This is a genomic window from Arthrobacter sp. JB02-1C (assembly GCF_057748045.1).
The window spans coordinates 586690-605970 of sequence record NZ_CM173235.1 but is presented as its reverse complement, the minus strand read 5'-3'; the positions used below and the strand labels follow the sequence as shown (position 1 = coordinate 605970).

The following is a 19281-nucleotide window of genomic DNA, read 5'->3' as shown; positions in this document are numbered from 1 at the left end:
AGCCTACAACCAAATGGTTGTAGATCAGTTGGATGACGAAACCGTGGACCGCCTGTTCCAGGCGCTCGCCGACGCCACCCGTCGTGACATTATGCGGCGGGTGACGGGGGCGGAGTACTCGGTCTCCGGGCTCGCAGCGCTTTACGCCATGAGCTTTGCCGCAGTCCAGAAGCACGTGGCGGTGCTCGAACGCGCTGCCCTCGTGACAAAGGAGAAACGCGGGCGCGAACAGATCGTGCGGGCCAACCATGACGGACTGCAGCGGGCCCGGCGGCTGCTTGATGAGTACGAACTCATCTGGCGGCAGCGGAGTGAGCGGATCGCAGGCCTGCTCTCCGAAAACCCGGCCGACAAGAGTCCATAGACCAGCAGGCCATCCAGAACCAGCGAAGCAGCAGGATAGGAAGGGTTGGACATGACCGTTATCGATTCAATCAAGAACCTGGAGGCACTCAGCCTCAGCCTCGTCGCCGAGTTTGATGCCGGCGTCGAGCGTGTCTGGCAGGTCTGGGAGGACCCGCGCCAGCTCGAGCGCTGGTGGGGACCGCCCACCTGGCCGGCCACCTTCGAGAAGCATGATTTCGTCCCGGGCGGCGAAGCCAGCTATTACATGACCGGCCCGGACGGGGAAAAAGCGCGTGGCTGGTGGCGCTTTACCGCCATCGAAGCCCCGCACCGCCTCGAATTCGACGACGGATTCTCCGACGACGACGGCAACCCGGTGGCGGAGATGGGCACCATCCACGGCGTGGTCACGCTGGAGCCGATCGGGGACCGCACCCGGATGACAGTGCTGTCCACCTTCGAGGCGGAGGAGCAGATGGAGCAAATCGTGGCCATGGGCATGGAGGAAGGCATGATGCAGGCATTGGGCCAGGTGGACGCCATCCTCGCCGAACATGCCACGGCCTGACCTGCGGCCACAACAAACAGGAACAGGAGGAGGACGACGGCGGGACCTCCCGCCGTCGTCCTCCCTGCCGGGCGGCAGAGACGGGGCGTTGCATGTTTGACGTGACCATCAGCGGGGGCGGGCCCACCGGGATGATGCTGGCCAGCGAGCTTCGGCTGCACGGCGTGGACGTCGTGGTGCTGGAGCAGAGCGCCGAGCCGAGCCCGGCCGTCCGTTCGCTCGGCCTGCATCCCCGGAGCATCGAGATCATGGACCAGCGCGGGCTGTTGGAACGCTTCCTCACCCACGGGCAGCAGTATCCGGGCGGCGTCGGCCGCTTCGCCGGCATCGACAAACCGCCGGCGGACCTGGACACGGCCCACAGCTACATCCTGGGCATCCCGCAGCCAGTCACCGACCGGCTGCTGACCGAGCGCGCCGACGAACTTGGCGCCCAGATCCGCCGCGGCGCCAAGGTGACCGGGGTCAGCCAGGACGCCGACGGCGTCACCGTCGAGCTCGCCGATGGCGGCTCGTTGCGGTCGCGCTGGCTGGTGGGGTGCGACGGCGGCCGGAGCCTGGTGCGCCGGCTGCTCGGCATCGGATTCCCCGGCGAACCGGCCGGAACCGAGTGGCTTCTGGGCGAGGTGGCGGTGACCACCCCGCCGGACGAACTCGCTACGGTGGCGGCGGAGGTGCGCCAGACCCACCAGGGGTTCGGCATCGGGCCGGCCGGCGACGGGCTGTACCGGGCCGTCGTACCGGCGGCGACCGTGGCTGAAGACCGGACTGTCCCGCCCACCCTGGAGGAGTTCCGCGACCAGCTGCGGGCGTATGCGGGCACCGACTTCGGCGCCCATGCGCCGCGCTCGCTGTCCCGCTTCAGCGACGCCACCCGGCTTGCCGAACACTACCGGGTAGACCGGGTGTTCCTCGCCGGCGACGCCGCACACGTCCACCCGCCGCTGGGAGGACAGGGGCTGAATCTCGGCATCCAGGACGCCTTTAACCTCGGATGGAAGCTCGCCGCAGAGGTCAACGGGTGGGCCCCGGACGGGTTGCTGGACAGCTACCACGCCGAGCGCCGCCCCGTGGCGGAAGGGGTCCTGACCATCACCCGGGCCCAGAGCGAGCTGCTGTCGCCCGAGCCGGGGCCCCAGGCGGTGCGCCGGCTGCTGGCGGAGCTGATGGATTTCGACGACGTGCGCCGTTTCCTGGCCGAGAAGGTCACCTCGATCGGGGTCCGCTATGACTTTGGCGAGGGACCGGAGCTCCTCGGCCGGCGGCTGCGCGACATCACGCTGTCACAGGGCCGGCTATATCAGCTCACCCACGCAGGCCGCGGACTCCTGCTGGACCGGACCGGCAAACTCTCGGTCCAGGGTTGGGCCGACCGGATCGACCTGGTCACGGACTCCGGCGCGGACCTCGGCGTGCCGGCGGTCCTGCTCCGGCCCGACGGGCACGTCGCCTGGATCGGCGACGACCAGGAGGACCTGCTCCGCCACCTGCCGACCTGGTTCGGGGCCGCCTGGACCGGCCACGGTTCCGCGCTGCGGGCACCCCACTAACTCGCAGTGGGGCGGGGCGTACCGGGCCGTGATTCGCCCCCGGCCGGAGATCGCGAAATGATGTGGGCATGAAGCAAACGGACCAGCAGCCCTGGGTCAGGAACTACCAGCCGGGTGTCCCGGCCGAGATTGAGTTGCCCACCGAATCGCTGGTGGCAATGCTGGAACGGTCGGTGGCCGAGGCCGGGAAGGCCCCGGCGCTCGAGTTTTTCGGCCGCCGCACCAGCTACGCCGAACTCGGTGAGCAGGTGGACCGGGCAGCCGAGGGACTGCGCCGGCTCGGCGTCCGGGCCGGCGACCGGGTGGCGCTGATCCTGCCCAACTGCCCGCAGCACGTGGTGGCCTTCTACGCCGTGCTGCGCCTGGGCGCCGTCGTGGTCGAACACAATCCGCTCTACACCTCCCGCGAACTCCGCCACCAGTTCGAGGACCACCAGGCCCGCGTGGTGATCGCCTGGGACAAGGCCGCTGCAGCGGTCCGGGAGTTTCCGTCCGACATCGAGATTGACCACGTGGTCTCCGTGAACCTGCTCGACGCGTTCCCGGCCGCCAAGCGGGCGGCGCTGGGGCTGCCGCTGCCCAAACTGCGCGCCACGCGGGCCTCGCTGACCGCCCCGGCGCCCGGGACCATGCCGTGGAAGGAACTCCTGGGCCACGGCAGGATCGACGCCGCCCACCCGCGCCCCTCGGTGAACGACCTGGCCGCCATCCAGTACACCTCCGGGACCACCGGCCGGCCCAAGGGCGCGATGCTCACGCACTTCAACCTGTACTCGAACGCACTGCAGGGCGAGGCCTGGATGGCCGGCGCCGAGTACCGCAAGGAGGTCTTCTACGCGATCCTGCCGATGTTCCACGCCTTCGGCATGACGCTCTACCTGACCTACGGCATCCGCAAACAGGGCCTGCTGGTGCTCTTCCCCAAGTTCGACCCGGACCTGGTCCTGGCTGCGATGAAGAAATCGCCCGCCACCGTCTACTGCGCCGTCCCGCCGATCTACGAACGCACCGCCATGGCCGCGAGGGAGAAGGGCGTTTCGCTGCGGTCCTGCAAGTACTGCATCTCCGGGGCCATGAATCTGCCGGACCATGTGGTGGAACTCTGGGAATCGGTCGCCGGCGGCCTGCTCGTGGAGGGCTACGGCATGACCGAATCCTCCCCGGTGGCGCTCGGCAACCCCTTCCATCCCACCCGCCGCACCGGCACTATCGGGGTTCCGTTCCCGTCCACCCTGATGAAGGTGGTCGACGTCGACGACCCCGCCGTCGAGGTGCCGCAGGGCCAGCCGGGAGAGCTGCTGCTCAAGGGTCCCCAGGTCTTCCAGGGTTACTGGAACAACCCCGAGGAAACAGCGAAGGCGCTCACCGCCGACGGCTGGCTGCGTACCGGCGACGTCGTCACCGTGGACGAGGACGGCTTCACCACCGTGGTGGACCGGGCCAAGGAACTGATCATCACCGGCGGCTTCAACGTCTCACCCACCGAGGTGGAAGCCGTCCTGCGGCTGCACCCGGACGTCAAGGACGCGGCCGTGGTGGGCAAGCCGCTCGAGCGCGGCGGCGAAATGGTGGTGGCCGCCGTCGAACTCGAACCCGGCGTCGAGCTGGACGAGGACGCGCTGCGCGCCCACTGCCGCGAGCACCTGGCCGGTTACAAAGTCCCGCGCCGCGTCGTCCCGGTGGCGGATCTGCCGCGGTCCATGCTCGGCAAGATCCTCCGCAAGCAGGTGCGCGACCAGGTGTTGCCCGGGCTGTAGGGGCGGCCGGTGCAGGGGCAGCCCCGCGCAGAGGCGCCACCATTTCCGGCGCCGGGGCCGCCTTTAGCGGACCGCGTCTTTTCGCGGGGGCGGGCGGCTGCGCATACTGGAAGACAGATCTGAACGTGCGGCAGCGGAAGGGTGATGGCCGATGACCAGCGGGGGAAGCTCGGCGTTCCGGCGCCGGGTGGAACGGGCGGCCGAACTGAGATCCATCCGGTCCAGTGGCAGCACTGTCCACGAGCACGACCAGCTGACCGCCGCGGAGGAGGAACTCCGGCAAAAACGGGCCAAGGTGGATGACGCCGCCAAGGCCGAGTATCTGATCCGCGACGCCATGGCGCAGGGTAAGTTCGACAACCTGCAATACGCCAGCAAACCCATCCCGGGACTCGGCGAAGTCTACGACCCGGACTGGTGGGTGAAAGGACTGCTGCAGCGCGAGAACGTCACCGGCCTGGGCCCGGCGGCGATCCTGCTGCGGACCGAAGACGCCGGGCTCGACGCGCGCCTGGATACCCTGTTCTCGGAACAGCAGGTGCGGGAAATCCTCACCGACTTCAACACCCGGGTCATTGAAGCCCGCCGCCAGCTCCAGGGCGGCCCGCCGGTCATCACCAAGACCCGCGATGTCGACGCCGAGGTGGCCCGGTGGCGCGACCGCCGTGCAACAGCCGCGGCGGCGACCCCGCCCGACCCGGAGCCACAGCAACGGTGGTGGCGGCGGTTCCGGCGGCGCTGACGCCGGACCCTATTCGGCGGACGGCCGCCTTCGTTGCAGTTTTGTCGCTGCCCGCTGCTGCTTTGCCACCCGGTGCCGGCGTTTGGAGCCACGGGTGGGTTTGGTTTCCCGACGGCTGGCCGGCGCCGGAGCGAGGCCGTCCGCGATGAGGTCGGCGAGTTTGGCCAGCGCAAGCTCCCGGTTGCGGAACTGGGACCGCTGCTCCGACGCGGCCACCGTGAGCACCCCCTCGCTGAGTCGCTTTCCGAGGCGTGTCAGCAACAGCAGCTTCTGCTCACCTGACAGGGCAGCCGACGCGCCGACGTCCCAGGACAGCTCAACCCGGCTGTCCGTGGTGTTGACGTGCTGTCCGCCCGGACCTGAGGACCGCGAGAACCGCCAGGCCAGCTCCGACGCCGGAATTGTCAGCGCGGGGGACACCTCGAGATCCATGCCTCTAGCGTCGCACGGCCGCGCCGAGTTGGCAGTTCACGGCAATGTCCGCGGCCCGCACTGCCGTGAAGCGCCACCTCGGTGCCGGTGCCGCTGGTCCGGCCGGGGCAAGGGGCGTAGCCTGCCCTCAGAAGAGATCTTCCGACGCGCCGGACCGAGGTGGTCCATGTCCATGAGCAATTCCCAAACCGAGGGTGGTCACGGCCGGGTCCCCGCCGGGCCGGCCACAGAAGCGCAACCGTTGGCGCGCGCGCAGTTGCGCCTGGCCGCCGGATTGGCCTTTGCCGGGTTCGCGGTGTCCGTGGTCGCTGGGTTGTTTCATCCGGATTCGGCGAACGCAAACGACCACCCGGCAGCGTTCGCCGAGTACGCCCGCAGCAGCACGTGGACTGCTGTCCACCTGGGCCAGTTCGCGGGCATGGCACTACTCATCGCGGGTCTGCTGATCCTGCTGGCCGTCCTGCAAACCAGGGACGGCGCCGGTGCCTTGCTGGTCCGGTCTGCTACCGCGTGTGCCGTCGCCGCACTGGCCCTCTACGCGGCCCTGCAGGCGGTCGACGGCGTCGCGCTCAAGCATGCCGTGGATGCCTGGGTTGCCGCCGACGGGCCGGAAAAGTCCGCCCGCTATGCGACGGCGGAGGGCATCCGCTGGCTTGAGTGGGGAATGCGGAGCTACCAAACCTACTTGCTTGGCGCAGCGCTGCTCCTGACCGGAGTCGCGCTGGCCCGCAGCGCTCTGCCCGCCAGGGCCGCCGGGTACGTCATGGCGCTGTCCGGCGTCGCGTACCTTGCCCAGGGCTGGATCATCGGGGCCGAAGGCTTTTCTCCGGCCAACACCGTCCCGACCCTGGCCGGAATTGCCCTGATCCTGGCCTGGTCCGTGTGGTTGCTGGCCGCTTCCTGGCGGAACAAGGCCGTTCGAGTTGGCAGCTAACGGCAATGTCCGCGGCGAACATTGCCGTGAACTGCCACCTCGGCGAAGGAGCCGCGCTTAGACAGTGCGCGGCGCCCGCGCCAGGTTTTCCTTCAGTTCGGCCGCGTTCTGGCGGACGCCGTACGCGGGACGGTCACGTTCCACCCGCCAACTCTCCGAGAGCGGGCCGATGTTGACGGTATCGAAGCCGAACTCATCGTAGAACCGCGTGACGAGTTCCGCAGCCTCCGGAAAGTCGCTCGCGGTGGCCAGGGCGCGGCGGTTTTCGGTGCCTGCCGGGCTGCCGTCGGTGGTGATCTGGGCGGCCATGATGTGGTTGAACCCCTTCGCCACCTTGGACTGCGGCAGGTGCTCCTGGAGCAGGCCCGAGGTGGTGGCCTCGCCGTTGTCCAGCTCCGGGTACCGGCCGTCGCGTTCCCAGTAGTAGTTGTTGGTATCGATCACGATCTTGCCGGCCAGCGGCTGGACCGGGATGGCCTTGAGGTTCTTCAGCGGAACGGTGACGACGGCGAAGTCGGCCGCCGCCGCGGCCTCGGCTGCCGTTGCCGCCGTGGCGTGCGGTCCCAGCTCGTCGACCAGATCGCTCAGGGTTTCCGGGCCCCGCGAGTTGCTGATCACGACGTCGTAGCCGAGCTGCACCGCCTTGCGTGCGACCTGGCTGCCAATGTGTCCTGCGCCGATGATTCCAATTGTTGTCATACCAGCGCCAACAGCTGCGCGGCCGGGGATATTTCAGCGCCCGGCGCGGGACCTTTCGGCACGGGACCCCCGCACCGGAAGCCCAAGCGCCGGAAGCCCAGCGCGGGACCTAGCGTCGCAGCCAGTCCTGCTCAAAGTCCGGGTGGTCGAAATACGGCAGCGCCAGGGCCTGCAGCGAACGCTCCATCCAATCGAGTGACCGTGGACCCCAGTCGGCTTCCTGGAACGGATCGCTGACCATCGCGGCCAGCGCGGACTGTCGGGCCGCTTCGACCACACCGATCAGCCGCCGTTTCGCCTCACATTCCAGGAGCAGCCGTTGTTCGTACCATTCGCCGGATTTGGAGACGGCCCGGTCGCTGAGCACCGTCCGGGCCGCCGCCTCATCCTCGGAGATGCGCTCGGACAGGAACTCAACGATGTCCACAAACCGAGGTTACGCCGCGCCGGACGGCCTTGGCATCACCCCAGCAGCTCGTCCTCGTAGCACCAGCGCCAGTTCTCGCCCGGTTCGATGCTCCTCATCACCGGATGGCCACTCGCCCTGAAGTGCCGGGTCGCATGGGTCCCCGGTGAGGAATCACAGCAGCCCACAGTCCCGCACGCCAGGCACATCCGCAGGTGCACCGGCGTCGTGCCTTCCCGGCGGCAGTCGGGGCAGAACGGCTCCAGCGGAACCTCCGGTTGCGGGGCCGCCTGCAGGTGCCCGCAGGCCCCGCCGGGGCGGGCGATCCCCTCGCCGGAATCTTCGCTTGGGGACTCCAGCTCGACCAGCGCGACGTCGAGCATGGATTCCTCCACGTCCAGGCGCTCCAGGACTTCGCTGAGGACCTCGTGCGCGTATCCGCCGCCGCGCCGCAGCTCCAGGACCTTGGCGCGTTCGGCTTCCAGCATGGCGAGCCGGAGCTGGGCATAGCGCTGGCTGGGAGTGGCGGCCTCGGCGTTCGGCCGGCCCAGCCGTTCCCAGGAGGCCAGCCCCCGCTCCTGGGTGCGCCGCTTTAGCATGGCCACCACTTCCGGCGGGTCGTTGTCGGTGCGGAGCTCCTGCAATCGCCGCACCCCGGCTGCCGTGGCCTGCTGCATCAAGGCCGCCTGGTGCAAGGCGTCCTCACGCTGGTCCGGCCCGGGCAACCGCAGCAGCCGGACGAGCGGCGGCAGCGTGAATCCTTGCAGCGTCAGCGTGCCCGCCACCACCACCATGGCGGCCAGGATCAGCACCGACCGGTGTTCCAGTCCGGCCGGCAGCACCAGGACCGCCGCAAGGGTGACCACCCCGCGCATCCCCGCCCAGGACACGATGGCGGCAAACTGCCAGGGCGGCGCCGGGTCTGCGCGCTGCACGGATGGGATCAACCGGGGCAGGTACGTCGCCGGAAAGACCCAGACCGGCCGCAGCAGCAGGACCGCAATCAAGATCACCGCACACCCGGCCCAGATCCGGCCGGGGCCGAGGGAGTCGTCCTGGACGCCGTTGATGATGGTCCGGACCTGCAGGCCGATCAGCAGGAACACGGAGTTTTCCAGCAGGAACTGCACTGTGTCCCAGTTGCTGCGCTGGCTCAGCCGGGCGGCCCCGTTGGGCATCGACGGCGCCTTCGTGCCCATCGCGAGCCCGGCGACGACGACGGCGAGCACGCCCGAGGCATGGATCGCCTCCGCCGGGAGGTAGGCGACGAACGGGGCCATCAGCGACGTCGAGGTGTTGATCGCGACGTTCCGGATCCGCTTGCGCAGTGCTGTCAGGACGAAGGCTGCCGCCAGCCCCACCACGAGGCCGCCGCCGGCTGCGACCAAGAAGCCGCCGGCGACCCCGGCCGCTGACACGGAACCTGCCAGCGCGGCAATGGCGGCGCGAAGGCAGACCAGTGCTGTCGCGTCATTGAGCAGCGATTCACCCTCCAGAATGGTGACGATCCGCCGCGGCATCCCCACCTTCCGGGCAATGGCGGTCGCGGCCACGGCGTCCGGCGGCGCGACGACGGCGCCGAGGGCGATCGCCGCGGCCAGGGGAATCTCCGGGAACAGCAGCCAGACCACGGCGCCCACCGCCAGCGTCCCGAAAATGACGTAGCCCACGGAGAGCAACGCGATGGCCCGCCGGTTGGAGCGGAAGTCGAAGAGCGAGGCGCGCAGCGCGGCGGCGTAGAGCAGCGGCGGCAGCAGACCCACCAGCACCAGCTCGGGATTCAGCTCCACCGGCGGGATGAAGGGCAGGAACGACCCCGCGATCCCGGCCAGGACCAGCAGCAGCGGCACGGATATGTTGAGTTTCCGGCCCAGCGCACTCCCGGCGCAGACCACCGCTACGAGGACCAGCAAACCAAGTGCGAGTTCCATCTGGCAATTCTCTCAGCCGGCGCCGCGGGCTTGGAATGAAACCCACTGCTTGAATGTTCAATCAATATGGACTTTGGCATCTTTACCTTCGGCGAACTGACCCGCAACCCCGGCACCGGCACGGCGCTCTCCCCGCAGCAGCGCCTGAAGGACATCATCGAACTGGCTAAACTTGCGGACCAGGCGGGCCTCGGTTTCCTCGGCCTGGGGGAGCACCACCGCCGGGATTTCGCGCTCTCGGCCCCGGAGATCGTCTTGGCCGCGGTCGCCCGGGAGACCAAAAACCTGCGGCTGGGGACCGCCGTTACCGTCCTGTCCACCCAGGACCCGGTCCGGCTGTTCGAGCAGTTTGCCACCCTTGACCTGATTTCCGACGGGCGCGCCGAACTTATTGCGGGCCGGGGCGCCTTCGTGGAGTCGTACCCCCTGTTCGGCCACCGCCTGGAGGACTATGACGCCCTTTTTGATGAGAAGCTGCGGATGCTGCTGGAACTCAGGGATGATGCGGTGGTGCAGTGGCAGGGGCAACTGACGCAGACCCTGACGGGACTGGACGTCGTTCCGCGCCCGTTGCAGGACAAGCTGCCGGTCTGGGTGGGGGTCGGCGGCACGCCAGCGAGCTTTGCCCGGGCCGGCCGGTTGGGCCTGCCGCTGTTCGTCGCGTTGCTCTCCGGGCCGGAGCGCTTCCGGCGGCTTGTGCAGCTGTACCGCCAAAGCGCCGCCGACGCCGGTCACGAGGCTGCCGCCCTGCAGGTGGGGCCGGCGGACACTTCTATGCGGCGCGAACCTCGCAACAGGCCCGTGACACGTTCTACCCGCACTACGCTGCCTACTTTGAGCAGAACATGCCGCGACCGGTGGACCACTTCCCGCGCTCGACCTTCGACGACTGGACCGAACCGGGCGGCGGACTCCTGGTGGGCAGCCCGCAGCAAATCACCGAAAAGCTCCTCGAGATCCAGGCGACCCTGGGCAACAGCCGGTACCTGGCTCAAATCGGGCTCGGCGGGCTGCCATTCGCTGAAACCGCGCGTTCGATCGAACTGCTGGCCACCGAAATCATGCCCGCCGTGAACCGCGAAACCGGGGCCTCCTAGAACTTGCTGATCGTGGTGAGGTAGCCGTAGTACTTCGTCCCTGCGGGGCGCAGTGGGTCCCCGGCAAAGCCGAAGTCGTGGTGACGCTGGTTGTACGATTCGGCGAGCTCGATAAACTGCTCGCTGACATCGGCGCCCGAACCCTGGCAGACCTCCTGGCTGATGCACAGGGCCACCGCGCCGGCCACAGCCGGGCTGGCGAAACTGGTGCCGTGGTTGACCCCGTAGCCTCCGCCCCGCGCCGTGGACAGGATACAGACGCCCGGCGCCGCGACCGTGTGCCGCTGGTCTGCGGCGTTGACGGCGAAGTTTGAGAAGAACGCGGGCTGGTCGTCCCGCTGGCCCAGGACGGTCCAGTCATCCTTGCCGCAGGTGCTTGGCGCGAGGCCGCCGGGGTGTCCGTCGAAGTCGGCCATGGCAGTTGCCGTCATCACCTCGTGGTAGGCCGCGGGCACGGTACCGGCAAGGTCCGAGGCCGCGTTGCCGGCAGCAACGGTGTACGCCACGCCGGCCCGGACCGAGCGGCAGATGGCGTAGTGCATCGGGTCGGTGCCCTTGCCGCAGTTGGCGGTGTTGGAGCCGGGCCCGGCGATGCTGATGTTGGCGACGTCGATGTCGTTGGACCTGTCCTGATCGCGCCGGGTCGAGGTCACCCAGTCAATGGCGCAGATCAGGCTCGCCTCCGAGATGGTCCCGGCGTCGGACACGACGCGGACCGACCACAGCGGCGTTCCCGGCGCCGTACCGACGATGCCGGAGCCGTTGTTGCGGGCCCCGATCACGCCGGCCACCGCGGTCCCGTGGCCCAGCACGTCGACCGGCTTTACCTTGACCGGGGCGCCCGAGGTGCAGTCGATCCCGCCCCGGACGTTGAGGTCGGGGTGGGTGCTGTCAATGCCGCTGTCGATAACCGCCACGTTGACGTTTGAATTCGAGTCGCTGGCCCGCTTGGTCGCACCTTCCCTGGCGCGGTCGATGTCCCCGCCGATCCGTAGCCACCAGAAAGGCGCTATCTCGGTATTCGGTGCCTGCGGCGCCGAGGGCTTGTCGAACTGCCGGGCGAGCGTAACGAAGTCCACGCTGGGGTCGGCTGCGACGCCCTTGGCCTGGGACGCGGTCATGGTGCCGGCGTAGCCGCTGACGGCGTCCCGGTAGACCTTGGTGGCGGAAACCCCGAACCTGCCTTGCTGCGCGGCGGCTATTGCCCCGGCGTCCCCCGCCCCGTCCTTGAGGACAACAATGTAGCTCTGTTCCGGGTCCGCCGCCGCGGGCGCGGCCAGGGCAGTGCCTCCGGCTGCGGCGAGGACGACGGCGGTCAGGCCCGCCAGCGCGTGCCGGGGCAGGGCTTGCCGGGCGGGGGGCGAAGCGGCGCCGGGCCCGGGATGGCGCCACACGGAGGCCACCAATGTTTTAAGCAATTGCGGAAGATACTTGCGGGCAGTGGTGAACATTGCGGCCTCCAGTAAGCGTTGTCGCTTTCGAGTGCCCCCCGTCCATATGGTAGGCCCGCGGCGGAGAAAAATCAGGAGGTGATCGGCGCCGGCGGTCCCGGGAGGTGCCCGTCCCGCCCGGGGCTTAGCCGTTGTAGCCCTCCACCTGCGTGACCGGCCGCGCTGCCGCTTCGTCAGGGTTTTCGCCGTACTGCTTCTTGGCGCGCCGCTGCCGCAGCAGGTCCCAGCATTGGTCGAGGTCTTGCTCGAGTTGGGTGAGCCGAAGCCGGTCGGGAACGTGGTCATGGTCCGCGCTGGCTGTTTCGGCCCGTTCGCGGAGGTCACGCTCTTCTTCGACCAGGGAGGTGATGCGCTGGAGGATGTCCTGTTCGTCCATGGTGTCCTGCTTCCTGCGATCCTGAAACTATGGTCACCGCCAGCGTAATCACGGTCCACGGCCATGGCCAGAGGCCGCCCCGGCCGACAGGCCGCGGCGCCGTCCGCCGACCGGCTGGTCGCCTGGCGGCTGCAGCCCAACCCCTTTGGTCAGCTTGCTTATTATTTTTGGGCTTCCTAGAGTTGGAGCTGTAACGCACCAATCTCACCGCGTGGGACACGGCCGGCTGAAGGGCTGGCGGACCCTCGCGCAGGCTGAAGGAGGACCTATGTCGGAACACAACATTGCAGGCAAGAAGGTCGCATTCCTGCTCACTGACGGCGTCGAGCAGGTGGAGCTGACCAGCCCCTGGAACGCAGTCAAGGACGCCGGCGGAGAACCCACGCTGGTGGCGCCCAAGAGCGGCAAACTGCAGGGCTATGACGGCACCGACAAAGGCGAAACGTTCGACGTCGACCTCACCCTCGATCAGGCCGACGCCGCCGATTTCCACGCCCTGGTGATTCCCGGCGGCGTAGTGAATGCCGATCATCTCCGGGTGGACGAGGCCGCGCAGACCTTCGCCCGAAGCTTTTTCGAGCAGCACAAGCCGGTGGCGTCCATCTGCCACGGCCCGTGGCTGTTGATTAACGCCGGCGTGGTCAGCGGACGCAATCTGACCTCGTACTACACGCTGGAGGTCGACCTCAAGAATGCTGGAGCCAACTGGACGGACCAGGAAGTGGTGGTGGACCAGGGGCTGGTGACGAGCCGCAACCCTGACGACCTGCCGGCGTTCAACGACAAGATGCTCGAGGAAATTGCCGAGGGCGAGCACGCGGGCCAGACCGCCTGAGCCGCGGGACCGGGTCCGGGGCAACCCTATGAAGCGGCCCGGATATCGGGCAGGATATGCCGTGTAAGCACCAGAGCGCGGCCTGCCCGTGACGCCCGCCCTGCCGCGACCAGCTAGCAAGGAGCCCGGAAATGACCATGCTCAACCCCTACCTTGGCTTTCGTGACAATGCCAGGGAAGCCATGACCTTCTACCAGTCCGTCTTTGGCGGGGAGCTGACTATGAGCACCTTCGCCGAGTTCAACGCCAGCGACGACCCTGCCGAGAAGGACAAGATCATGCACGGCATGCTGACCGGCGAAAAGGGGCTCGTGCTGATGGGCGCGGACACGCCCAAGAGCATGGACTACACGCCGGGCAACAACTTCTCGGTGTCCCTGAGCGGCGCGGATGAGGCCGAGTTGCGCGGCTACTGGGACAAGCTGTCCGCCGGCGGCACCGTGACCGTGCCGCTGGAAAAGGCGCCGTGGGGTGACACGTTCGGCATGTGCAAGGACAAGTTCGGCGTGGACTGGCTGGTCAACATTTCCCCCGAGACCGGAACCGCGAACTAACCGACAGCACAACGGGGCCCGGCCGAATCGGCCGGGCCCCGTTGTGTCGGGCGGTGCCGGATCTAGTCCGGGGTGGTGTCAGTGGTGAGTCCGCGGTCATCCGCGGACTTTTCGTCCTGTTCCTCCGCAGGGCCGGGCACCTTTTGGGTGTCCCGCTTGGCGGAGGCTTCACTCGCCGCCCGGTCCTCCGGAGCTGACGACGTCGGAGCCGTTCCTTCGCCTGCGTCGTCGCGGGGGACGGGCCGCCGGTCATCCTGCACCCCGTCGCTCACGGTGTCTTTCGGATCGTTCGGCTGGTTGCTCATAGGTTCCTCCGATGCTGGCTTCGGTGGGCTGGTACCTTCCGTACCTCGCTTCCAAGCTACAGCGGCCCCGGCGTCGGAGTACAGGCCGCCGATTGGGGGAGCCCCCTGGGATGGCGGCCCGCCACGCGCAGGGCTAGGATACGGCCATGAACCTCGATCCGGTGGACACAAACCCCGGCTTGTACCGCGTGCTTTTCGAAAACGAACGGGTCCGCGTGCTCGAATACCTGGACGCTCCGGGGGACAAGAGCGTGGAACACGCCCACCCCGACAGTGTGATGATCACACTGAGCAGCTTCCGCCGGAGACTCTCCGCCAACGGCCAGGACCTCGACGTCGAACTCGCCTCCGGCCTGGCGCGGTGGCTGCCGGCACAGACGCATTCCGGCGAAAACACCGGCGCCACGGAGACGCACACGGTCTTCGTCGAGCTCAAAGAACCGCGACCGGACCCGTCAGAAACGCCGGCGCGCCTCGGTCCGGCCGCCAGCTAATACTCATGGCCGCAGCCGTTTCGACGGTTCCCTGCGCACCCGGTGCTTCCAGGCGCCTTCTGTGCAGGCAACCGTCGAAGTGGCCGAAGCCCGCCGCATCGTCAGTATGCTTAGTATGGGTTATGAGTGCCGCACGGAAACGAGAATCATCCAGGGGCAGACCGGGGCGCCTCGAGGTCGAGGCAGCAGGTGCGGTCGGCCATGTCTTTGCCTCCAAGGGCCCCGCCGGCAGGACCGGCACCGCCGCTTCCGTCGTCCTTATCCACGGCATCGGGGCCTCGCACCGCTACCTCCAGCGGCTCCACCGGGAACTGGCCCGGTCCATGGACACCTATTCGATCGACCTGCCGGGTTTCGGGGCGACGCCCAGACCCAAACAAACGCTGAGCGTGCAGGAACAGGCGACGTACCTGCTCGGTGCTTTGGAGCAGCTTGGGGTGCTGGAGTTCGTAATCGTTGGCCATTCGATGGGCGCCCAGTTCGCGGTTGAAGCCGCGCTGCAGCAGCCGCAGCGGGTTTCGCATGCCGTCCTGATGGGCCCGGTGGTCAACGACCGGCGCCGCACAGTGGTCCGGCAGGCCCTGGACCTCGGCCGTGACAGCCTGTTCTTCGAGAGTCCCAGCTCCAACGTTCTGGTCCTGACGGACTATCTGCGCTGCGGGCCAACCTGGTACTTCAAAAACCTCAGGCTCATGATGGAGTACCGCATCGAAGACAGGGTCACTGGCGTGCAAGCACCCGTGCTCGTGCTGCGCGGCAGCCACGATCCGGTAGCCCCGGCGGACTGGTGCCGGCGTCTGGCGGCCAAGGCACAGGCGCGGTGCGGGGAAATCGAAGGCAGCGGGCACGTGGTCCAGCACAACCGGGCGGTACAGGTGGCCGAGTCCATCGTGGCGTTCGCCGGCGCCGGCGCGCCCGCCAGCCAGGCACCCCGGGGATTCAGCGCGTGAGCGGATTGTTCCGGGCCGCCGGCTGGTGGGCCCTCGATTACGCCTACGCCCTGGGCCGGCAGGTACGGAGCGCTGCCTCGCGGGCACGCCCCGACCAGTTCGCCGGCGGTACCGGCAGGCCCGTCCTGGTGATCCCGGGAATATTTGAGGACTGGCGCTTCATGCTGCCGCTCATCCGGGAACTGCATGCTGCGGGCCACCCGGTTCACGTGGTCACCGTACTGCAACGCAACCGACTCGCCGTCCCGGACGCCGCCGCCCTGATCGCCGACTACCTGGCCGAGCGGGACCTCAAGGACGCGCTGATCGTCGCGCACAGCAAAGGCGGGCTGATCGGCAAGTACGCCATGACCGCGCTCGATCCCGAACGGCGCATCGCCCGGATGGTGGCGGTCGGCGCGCCGTTCTCCGGCTCGCGCTACGCCAGCCTCATGCTCCTGCCGAGCCTGCGGGCCCTCTCGCCGCGCAACGCCGTCACGCTGCAGCTGGCGCGCGAGCAGCAGGTCAACGAGCGCATCACGTCCATCTACGGAATTTTTGATCCGCATATCCCGGAGGGAAGCGTCCTGCCGGGCGCCCGGAACGTCCGGCTCGAGACCGGCGGCCACTTCCGCGTCCTGGCCCACGAGATCACGCTCCGCACCGTGCTGGCAGAGGCCGGCTGAAGACGCTAGTCCTCGAAGTGGGTCCGGGCCGGCCCCCGCCCGAGGGCCTCCACGACACTGGCAGCCACCGCGTGCAGCTTGACATTCCGTGAGCTCGACGCCGCCTTGAGCAGCTCGAAGGCCTCGTCCTGGCTGCACCGGTTCTGCGCCATAATGATGCCGACGGCGACGTCGACCCCGGTGCGGGTCTCCAGGGTGGCCTTGAGATTCTCCGCTGTTTCACTGAACTGGGCGAAGCGCACGGCCAGCCGAAGCGCCATCGACGTCTGGCTGACGAAAATCTGCGCCAGCTCCCCGGCCCGGCCGTCGAATCGGTTCGGCCGGTGCGAATAGAGGTTTAGGGCGGCCTGGGTGTCGCCGTCGAGCAGGAACGGCACCGCAAGGATGGAACGCATTCCGTGTTTCCGGACCTGCGCGGCAGAGTCTGGCCACCGGCCGTCGGTTGCCAGGTCCGCGATGTACACCGTGACTTGTTCCCGGGATGCCGTGACGCAGGGACCGTCGCCGAAGGCGTATTGAATCTCGTCCATGGCCTGGGCCGCCGGGCTGCTGCTGACGACGGTGGCGGCCTTGCGCTGCCGGAGCAGCGTTATCCCGCACAGAACGTCGTCGTCAGGCTCCGAGAGGCTGCGCGCCGAGACCCGGGCCAGTTCCCCCAGGAACTCCTCGACGTCGGCGCTGTTTAGCACCAGTTGATGTAGGTGTTTTGTGATCGATTCTGCAGGTGACTCGCGTACCACTATGCCTGATGCCGTTTCGCTCGGGTCAAACCGATCCGGCGGCGCGACACCCGCAGCGGCGTCAGCTGGCGGCGGCGGAGGCAGCAAAGCCGGATCGAAGAACTATCCAACGGCTTTCTGCTAAACCGTACCGAGACAGATTATATACAGGAGTTGGCATGCTTTGCCTCGCCGGTTTTCCTGCTGCAGCCGGGCCGAGGGGCGGCAAAACAAACCGGGTATTAGGGCCCTCACATCGCCATGGTTCCTGACTGATAGTGGAAGAAACGGCCCTCTGGTCCGATTCCCAGCCCCCTGCAGCGCTGGACGAACCTTGGCCCGCATTTGACGGGGAAGCCACGACAATGAGCGTTTTTGAAGACCGGGTCGATGCCGGGCGGCAACTCGGCCGGCGTCTGGCGGGATTGCGCGGCCAGGACGTCGTGGTCCTGGGTTTGCCGCGGGGCGGCGTGCCGGTTGCGTTCGAGGTTGCGGCCGCCCTGGATGCTCCGCTGGATGTGATCGTGGTGCGGAAACTAGGACTGCCGTACCAGCCCGAGCTTGCCATGGGGGCAGTCGGGGAGGGCGGGACACGGGTCCTCGATGAGCACGTCCTGGCCCAGGCCAGGGTGGGCGACCGGGAGCTGGCTGCGGTCGAGGACCGCGAACGGGCCGTCCTGGCGGACCGGGTGGCCCGGTTCCGAAAAGGGCACCCGCGGCAGGACCTGACCGGACGGATCGCAGTGATCGTCGACGACGGCGTAGCCACCGGGTCCACGGCCCGCGTGGCTTGCCGGATAGCCCGGCAACTGGGCGCCGCCCGGGTGGTGCTCGCCGTCCCGGTGGCCCCGGCCGACACATTGGCGGAGCTGAGCGGACCCGACGAGATAGTCTGCCTGGCGACGCCCCGGGAGTTCTCCGCCGTGGGTTACCACTACCGCGACTTCTCCCCGACTGAGGACGAAGAAGTGGTCCAGCTCCTCGACGACGCCGCCCGGCGCCTGCAGGATGCACCGCCGAACCGCACCGCCAGCCCGGACGAGGACCCCGGAGAATTCGATGAGGAAGTGGAGATCCCGTCGCGCAGCGTCAGGCTCCAGGGCCAGCTGCACCTGACCCTGCCGGCCCGCGGCGTCGTGCTCTTCGCCCATGGCAGCGGCAGCAGCCGGCACAGCCCGCGGAACCGCTTCGTGGCCGGACTCCTGCAACGCGCCGGCCTCGGCACCCTGCTGCTGGACCTGCTCACTCCGGCCGAGGAACGCGACCGCGCCAATGTCTTCGACATCGAGTTGCTCGCCCGCAGGCTCTCCTCGGCCACTGACTGGCTCAGCAGCCGGGCAGACACCGCCGCCAGTGCCGTCGGCTACCTGGGCGCGAGCACGGGAGCCGGGGCCGCGTTGTGGTCCGCCTCAGAGCCTGCCGCCCGCGTCAGCGCCATCGTCTCCCGCGGCGGACGTCCCGACCTGGCAGGCCCGCGCCTGTCCGCCGTCCGGGCGCCCACCATGCTGATCGTCGGAAGCCTGGACACCGAAGTCCTGGAGCTCAACCGCAGGGCCAAGGCCGCGATGCGTTGCCCCAGCCAACTCGCAGTAGTCCAGGGCGCCTCCCACCTGTTCGAGGAACCCGGCACCTTGGCAGCGGCTGCCATCCTGGCCCGGGACTGGTTCAACGAATTCCTGGTGCCGCCAGGCGCGCCGGCCGGACCGGGGTGAACCCTGCGTGCCAAACACGCTCGAACCGTACCGAAGGGAATTCTCATGAGTGAAACGCCGGAAACCAACGAACGCCGCCATTCGGAGGCACCGGCCGAAGGCGAGGACACCGACGCGGCCGAAGCCTCGGAGGCGGAGCGCGTCCACGCGGAGGAACCGGCAGAAGGACATGCGGCGGACGATGCCGCAGGCCCGGCAGACCCCTGAACTAGCAGCTCCCTGAACTACCAGCCCGCGGTGCCGGGTCCGCCCTTGAACGGACCCACGATCCGGCTGGTGATCCAGCCGCCGTAAAAATCGCCTTCCTGAAACGTCACCTGCTCGCCGTCGACCTCGCAGGCCTCCATCCGCTCCGGATAGAGCGCCACCCTGGTGCTGAGCGCCTCGAAACCCGCGGCCGGCTCCGGGTAAGTCCACGCCGCGCGGCGCGCCCGGACGCCTCCCGCGGCCACGTCGAAGTAGTGCGCCTCCCCCTTGAACTCGCAGAAGCTGGTGCCCTCGACGGGCACCAGGGTTCCGGCCGCAAAGGCAGCCAGGGGCAAGTAGTAAACCGGCGGATGGCTGGTCTCCAGGACCCGCACAGCGTCGGTGGTGTCGGCGATGACCTGGCCGCCGAGCCGCACCACGACCCGCTCCGGGCCGGCCTCGACCCGTGGCGGGCGGGGGTAGTCCCACACCGATTCCTGGCCGGCCCGGGGCCGGTGCGGCTCGGGCCTCCGGAACGAGCCGGAAGACCCCTGCGCCGGGCTCATCAGGCCG

23 protein-coding genes and 1 pseudogene are annotated in these 19281 nt (G+C 68.4%); 15 read left to right on the top strand and 9 right to left on the bottom strand.

The window, feature by feature from the left end; translation table 11 throughout:
- The first annotated feature begins 13 nt into the window (after positions 1-13).
- The 5 genes from AC3ANP_RS02920 to AC3ANP_RS02900 all read left to right on the top strand — a co-directional run bounded on the left by AC3ANP_RS02920 (position 14) and on the right by AC3ANP_RS02900 (position 4962).
- Complete coding sequence (locus AC3ANP_RS02920) at positions 14-364, top strand: ArsR/SmtB family transcription factor (RefSeq protein WP_488331860.1); 351 nt, start codon at positions 14-16, stop codon at positions 362-364.
- Positions 365-415: 51 nt separating this feature from the next.
- The gene (locus tag AC3ANP_RS02915; RefSeq protein ID WP_488331859.1) at positions 416-913 is read left to right on the top strand and encodes an SRPBCC family protein; all 498 of its coding nucleotides are present in this window, start codon (positions 416-418) and stop codon (positions 911-913) included.
- A 92-nt stretch (positions 914-1005) separates the two neighbouring features.
- Complete coding sequence (gene rox / locus AC3ANP_RS02910; RefSeq protein WP_488331858.1) at positions 1006-2463, top strand: rifampin monooxygenase; 1458 nt, start codon at positions 1006-1008, stop codon at positions 2461-2463.
- A 68-nt stretch (positions 2464-2531) separates the two neighbouring features.
- Positions 2532-4220: a long-chain-fatty-acid--CoA ligase gene (locus AC3ANP_RS02905; protein WP_488331857.1), complete on the top strand. Its 1689-nt coding sequence runs from the start codon at positions 2532-2534 to the stop codon at positions 4218-4220.
- A 151-nt stretch (positions 4221-4371) separates the two neighbouring features.
- Positions 4372-4962, top strand: a complete 591-nt coding sequence (locus AC3ANP_RS02900; protein WP_488331856.1) for a DnaJ family domain-containing protein — start codon at positions 4372-4374, stop codon at positions 4960-4962.
- Between the two features lie 9 nt (positions 4963-4971).
- On the opposite strand, the gene arfB is transcribed toward AC3ANP_RS02900, so the two are convergent.
- Positions 4972-5394, bottom strand: a complete 423-nt coding sequence (arfB, locus tag AC3ANP_RS02895) for an alternative ribosome rescue aminoacyl-tRNA hydrolase ArfB (RefSeq protein WP_488331855.1) — start codon at positions 5392-5394, stop codon at positions 4972-4974.
- Positions 5395-5566: 172 nt separating this feature from the next.
- Here arfB and AC3ANP_RS02890 point away from each other — a divergent pair, with 172 nt between their 5' ends.
- A complete protein-coding gene (locus AC3ANP_RS02890) occupies positions 5567-6328 on the top strand; it encodes a hypothetical protein (protein ID WP_488331854.1) in 762 nt (253 codons plus the stop codon).
- A gap of 57 nt (positions 6329-6385) precedes the next feature.
- Here AC3ANP_RS02890 and AC3ANP_RS02885 read toward each other — a convergent pair whose 3' ends face one another.
- The 3 genes from AC3ANP_RS02885 to AC3ANP_RS02875 all read right to left on the bottom strand — a co-directional run bounded on the left by AC3ANP_RS02885 (position 6386) and on the right by AC3ANP_RS02875 (position 9364).
- On the bottom strand, positions 6386-7027 hold the full coding sequence (locus AC3ANP_RS02885; RefSeq protein ID WP_488331853.1) for an NADPH-dependent F420 reductase: 642 nt from the start codon (positions 7025-7027) through the stop codon (positions 6386-6388).
- A gap of 109 nt (positions 7028-7136) precedes the next feature.
- On the bottom strand, positions 7137-7454 hold the full coding sequence (locus tag AC3ANP_RS02880) for a DUF6221 family protein (RefSeq protein WP_488331852.1): 318 nt from the start codon (positions 7452-7454) through the stop codon (positions 7137-7139).
- A 35-nt stretch (positions 7455-7489) separates the two neighbouring features.
- Positions 7490-9364, bottom strand: coding sequence for a Na+/H+ antiporter (locus AC3ANP_RS02875; protein ID WP_488331851.1), 1875 nt, complete (start codon positions 9362-9364; stop codon positions 7490-7492).
- 66 nt (positions 9365-9430) lie between these two features.
- On the opposite strand from AC3ANP_RS02875, the pseudogene AC3ANP_RS02870 reads away from it, so the two are divergent.
- Both AC3ANP_RS02870 and AC3ANP_RS02865 read left to right on the top strand, forming a co-directional pair.
- Positions 9431-10063: pseudogene (locus AC3ANP_RS02870) on the top strand (LLM class flavin-dependent oxidoreductase); the annotation flags it as partial.
- 146 nt (positions 10064-10209) lie between these two features.
- Positions 10210-10461, top strand: a complete 252-nt coding sequence (locus tag AC3ANP_RS02865; protein ID WP_488333140.1) for a hypothetical protein — start codon at positions 10210-10212, stop codon at positions 10459-10461.
- Here AC3ANP_RS02865 and AC3ANP_RS02860 read toward each other — a convergent pair.
- Together AC3ANP_RS02860 and AC3ANP_RS02855 are read right to left on the bottom strand one after the other, a co-directional pair.
- On the bottom strand, positions 10458-11912 hold the full coding sequence (locus AC3ANP_RS02860; RefSeq protein WP_488331850.1) for a S8 family peptidase: 1455 nt from the start codon (positions 11910-11912) through the stop codon (positions 10458-10460). The two genes, AC3ANP_RS02865 and AC3ANP_RS02860, sit on opposite strands and share 4 nt — an antisense overlap.
- Before the next feature lie 124 nt (positions 11913-12036).
- A complete protein-coding gene (locus AC3ANP_RS02855) occupies positions 12037-12288 on the bottom strand; it encodes a DUF2630 family protein (RefSeq protein ID WP_488331849.1) in 252 nt (83 codons plus the stop codon).
- Between the two features lie 268 nt (positions 12289-12556).
- On the opposite strand from AC3ANP_RS02855, the gene AC3ANP_RS02850 reads away from it, so the two are divergent.
- Together AC3ANP_RS02850 and AC3ANP_RS02845 are read left to right on the top strand one after the other, a co-directional pair.
- A complete protein-coding gene (locus AC3ANP_RS02850; protein WP_488331848.1) occupies positions 12557-13123 on the top strand; it encodes a type 1 glutamine amidotransferase domain-containing protein in 567 nt (188 codons plus the stop codon).
- Between the two features lie 131 nt (positions 13124-13254).
- A complete protein-coding gene (locus tag AC3ANP_RS02845) occupies positions 13255-13677 on the top strand; it encodes a VOC family protein (protein ID WP_488331847.1) in 423 nt (140 codons plus the stop codon).
- 62 nt (positions 13678-13739) lie between these two features.
- Here the strand turns inward: AC3ANP_RS02845 and AC3ANP_RS02840 are convergent, their stop codons facing one another.
- Positions 13740-13982, bottom strand: coding sequence for a hypothetical protein (locus AC3ANP_RS02840; protein WP_488331846.1), 243 nt, complete (start codon positions 13980-13982; stop codon positions 13740-13742).
- 146 nt (positions 13983-14128) lie between these two features.
- Between AC3ANP_RS02840 and AC3ANP_RS02835 the strand changes: the two genes are divergently transcribed.
- The 3 genes from AC3ANP_RS02835 to AC3ANP_RS02825 all read left to right on the top strand — a co-directional run bounded on the left by AC3ANP_RS02835 (position 14129) and on the right by AC3ANP_RS02825 (position 16091).
- Complete coding sequence (locus tag AC3ANP_RS02835; RefSeq protein WP_488331845.1) at positions 14129-14476, top strand: cytoplasmic protein; 348 nt, start codon at positions 14129-14131, stop codon at positions 14474-14476.
- Positions 14477-14598: 122 nt separating this feature from the next.
- The gene (locus AC3ANP_RS02830; protein WP_488331844.1) at positions 14599-15426 is read left to right on the top strand and encodes an alpha/beta fold hydrolase; all 828 of its coding nucleotides are present in this window, start codon (positions 14599-14601) and stop codon (positions 15424-15426) included.
- Entirely contained in the window at positions 15423-16091 is a 669-nt protein-coding gene (locus AC3ANP_RS02825) for an esterase/lipase family protein (RefSeq protein WP_488331843.1), read from the top strand. The genes AC3ANP_RS02830 and AC3ANP_RS02825 overlap by 4 nt, the downstream gene beginning before the upstream one ends.
- Positions 16092-16096: 5 nt before the next feature.
- Here AC3ANP_RS02825 and AC3ANP_RS02820 read toward each other — a convergent pair whose 3' ends face one another.
- A complete protein-coding gene (locus AC3ANP_RS02820; RefSeq protein WP_488331842.1) occupies positions 16097-16780 on the bottom strand; it encodes a GAF and ANTAR domain-containing protein in 684 nt (227 codons plus the stop codon).
- Between the two features lie 395 nt (positions 16781-17175).
- Here AC3ANP_RS02820 and AC3ANP_RS02815 point away from each other — a divergent pair, with 395 nt between their 5' ends.
- The gene (locus AC3ANP_RS02815) at positions 17176-18522 is read left to right on the top strand and encodes a phosphoribosyltransferase family protein (RefSeq protein WP_488331841.1); all 1347 of its coding nucleotides are present in this window, start codon (positions 17176-17178) and stop codon (positions 18520-18522) included.
- A gap of 45 nt (positions 18523-18567) precedes the next feature.
- Positions 18568-18729: a hypothetical protein gene (locus AC3ANP_RS02810; RefSeq protein ID WP_488331840.1), complete on the top strand. Its 162-nt coding sequence runs from the start codon at positions 18568-18570 to the stop codon at positions 18727-18729.
- 17 nt (positions 18730-18746) lie between these two features.
- On the opposite strand, the gene AC3ANP_RS02805 is transcribed toward AC3ANP_RS02810, so the two are convergent.
- Positions 18747-19274 carry a DUF427 domain-containing protein gene (locus AC3ANP_RS02805; protein WP_488331839.1) on the bottom strand — a complete coding sequence of 176 codons (528 nt, stop codon included), beginning with the start codon at positions 19272-19274 and terminating at the stop codon, positions 18747-18749.
- Between the last annotated feature and the right edge of the window lie 7 nt (positions 19275-19281).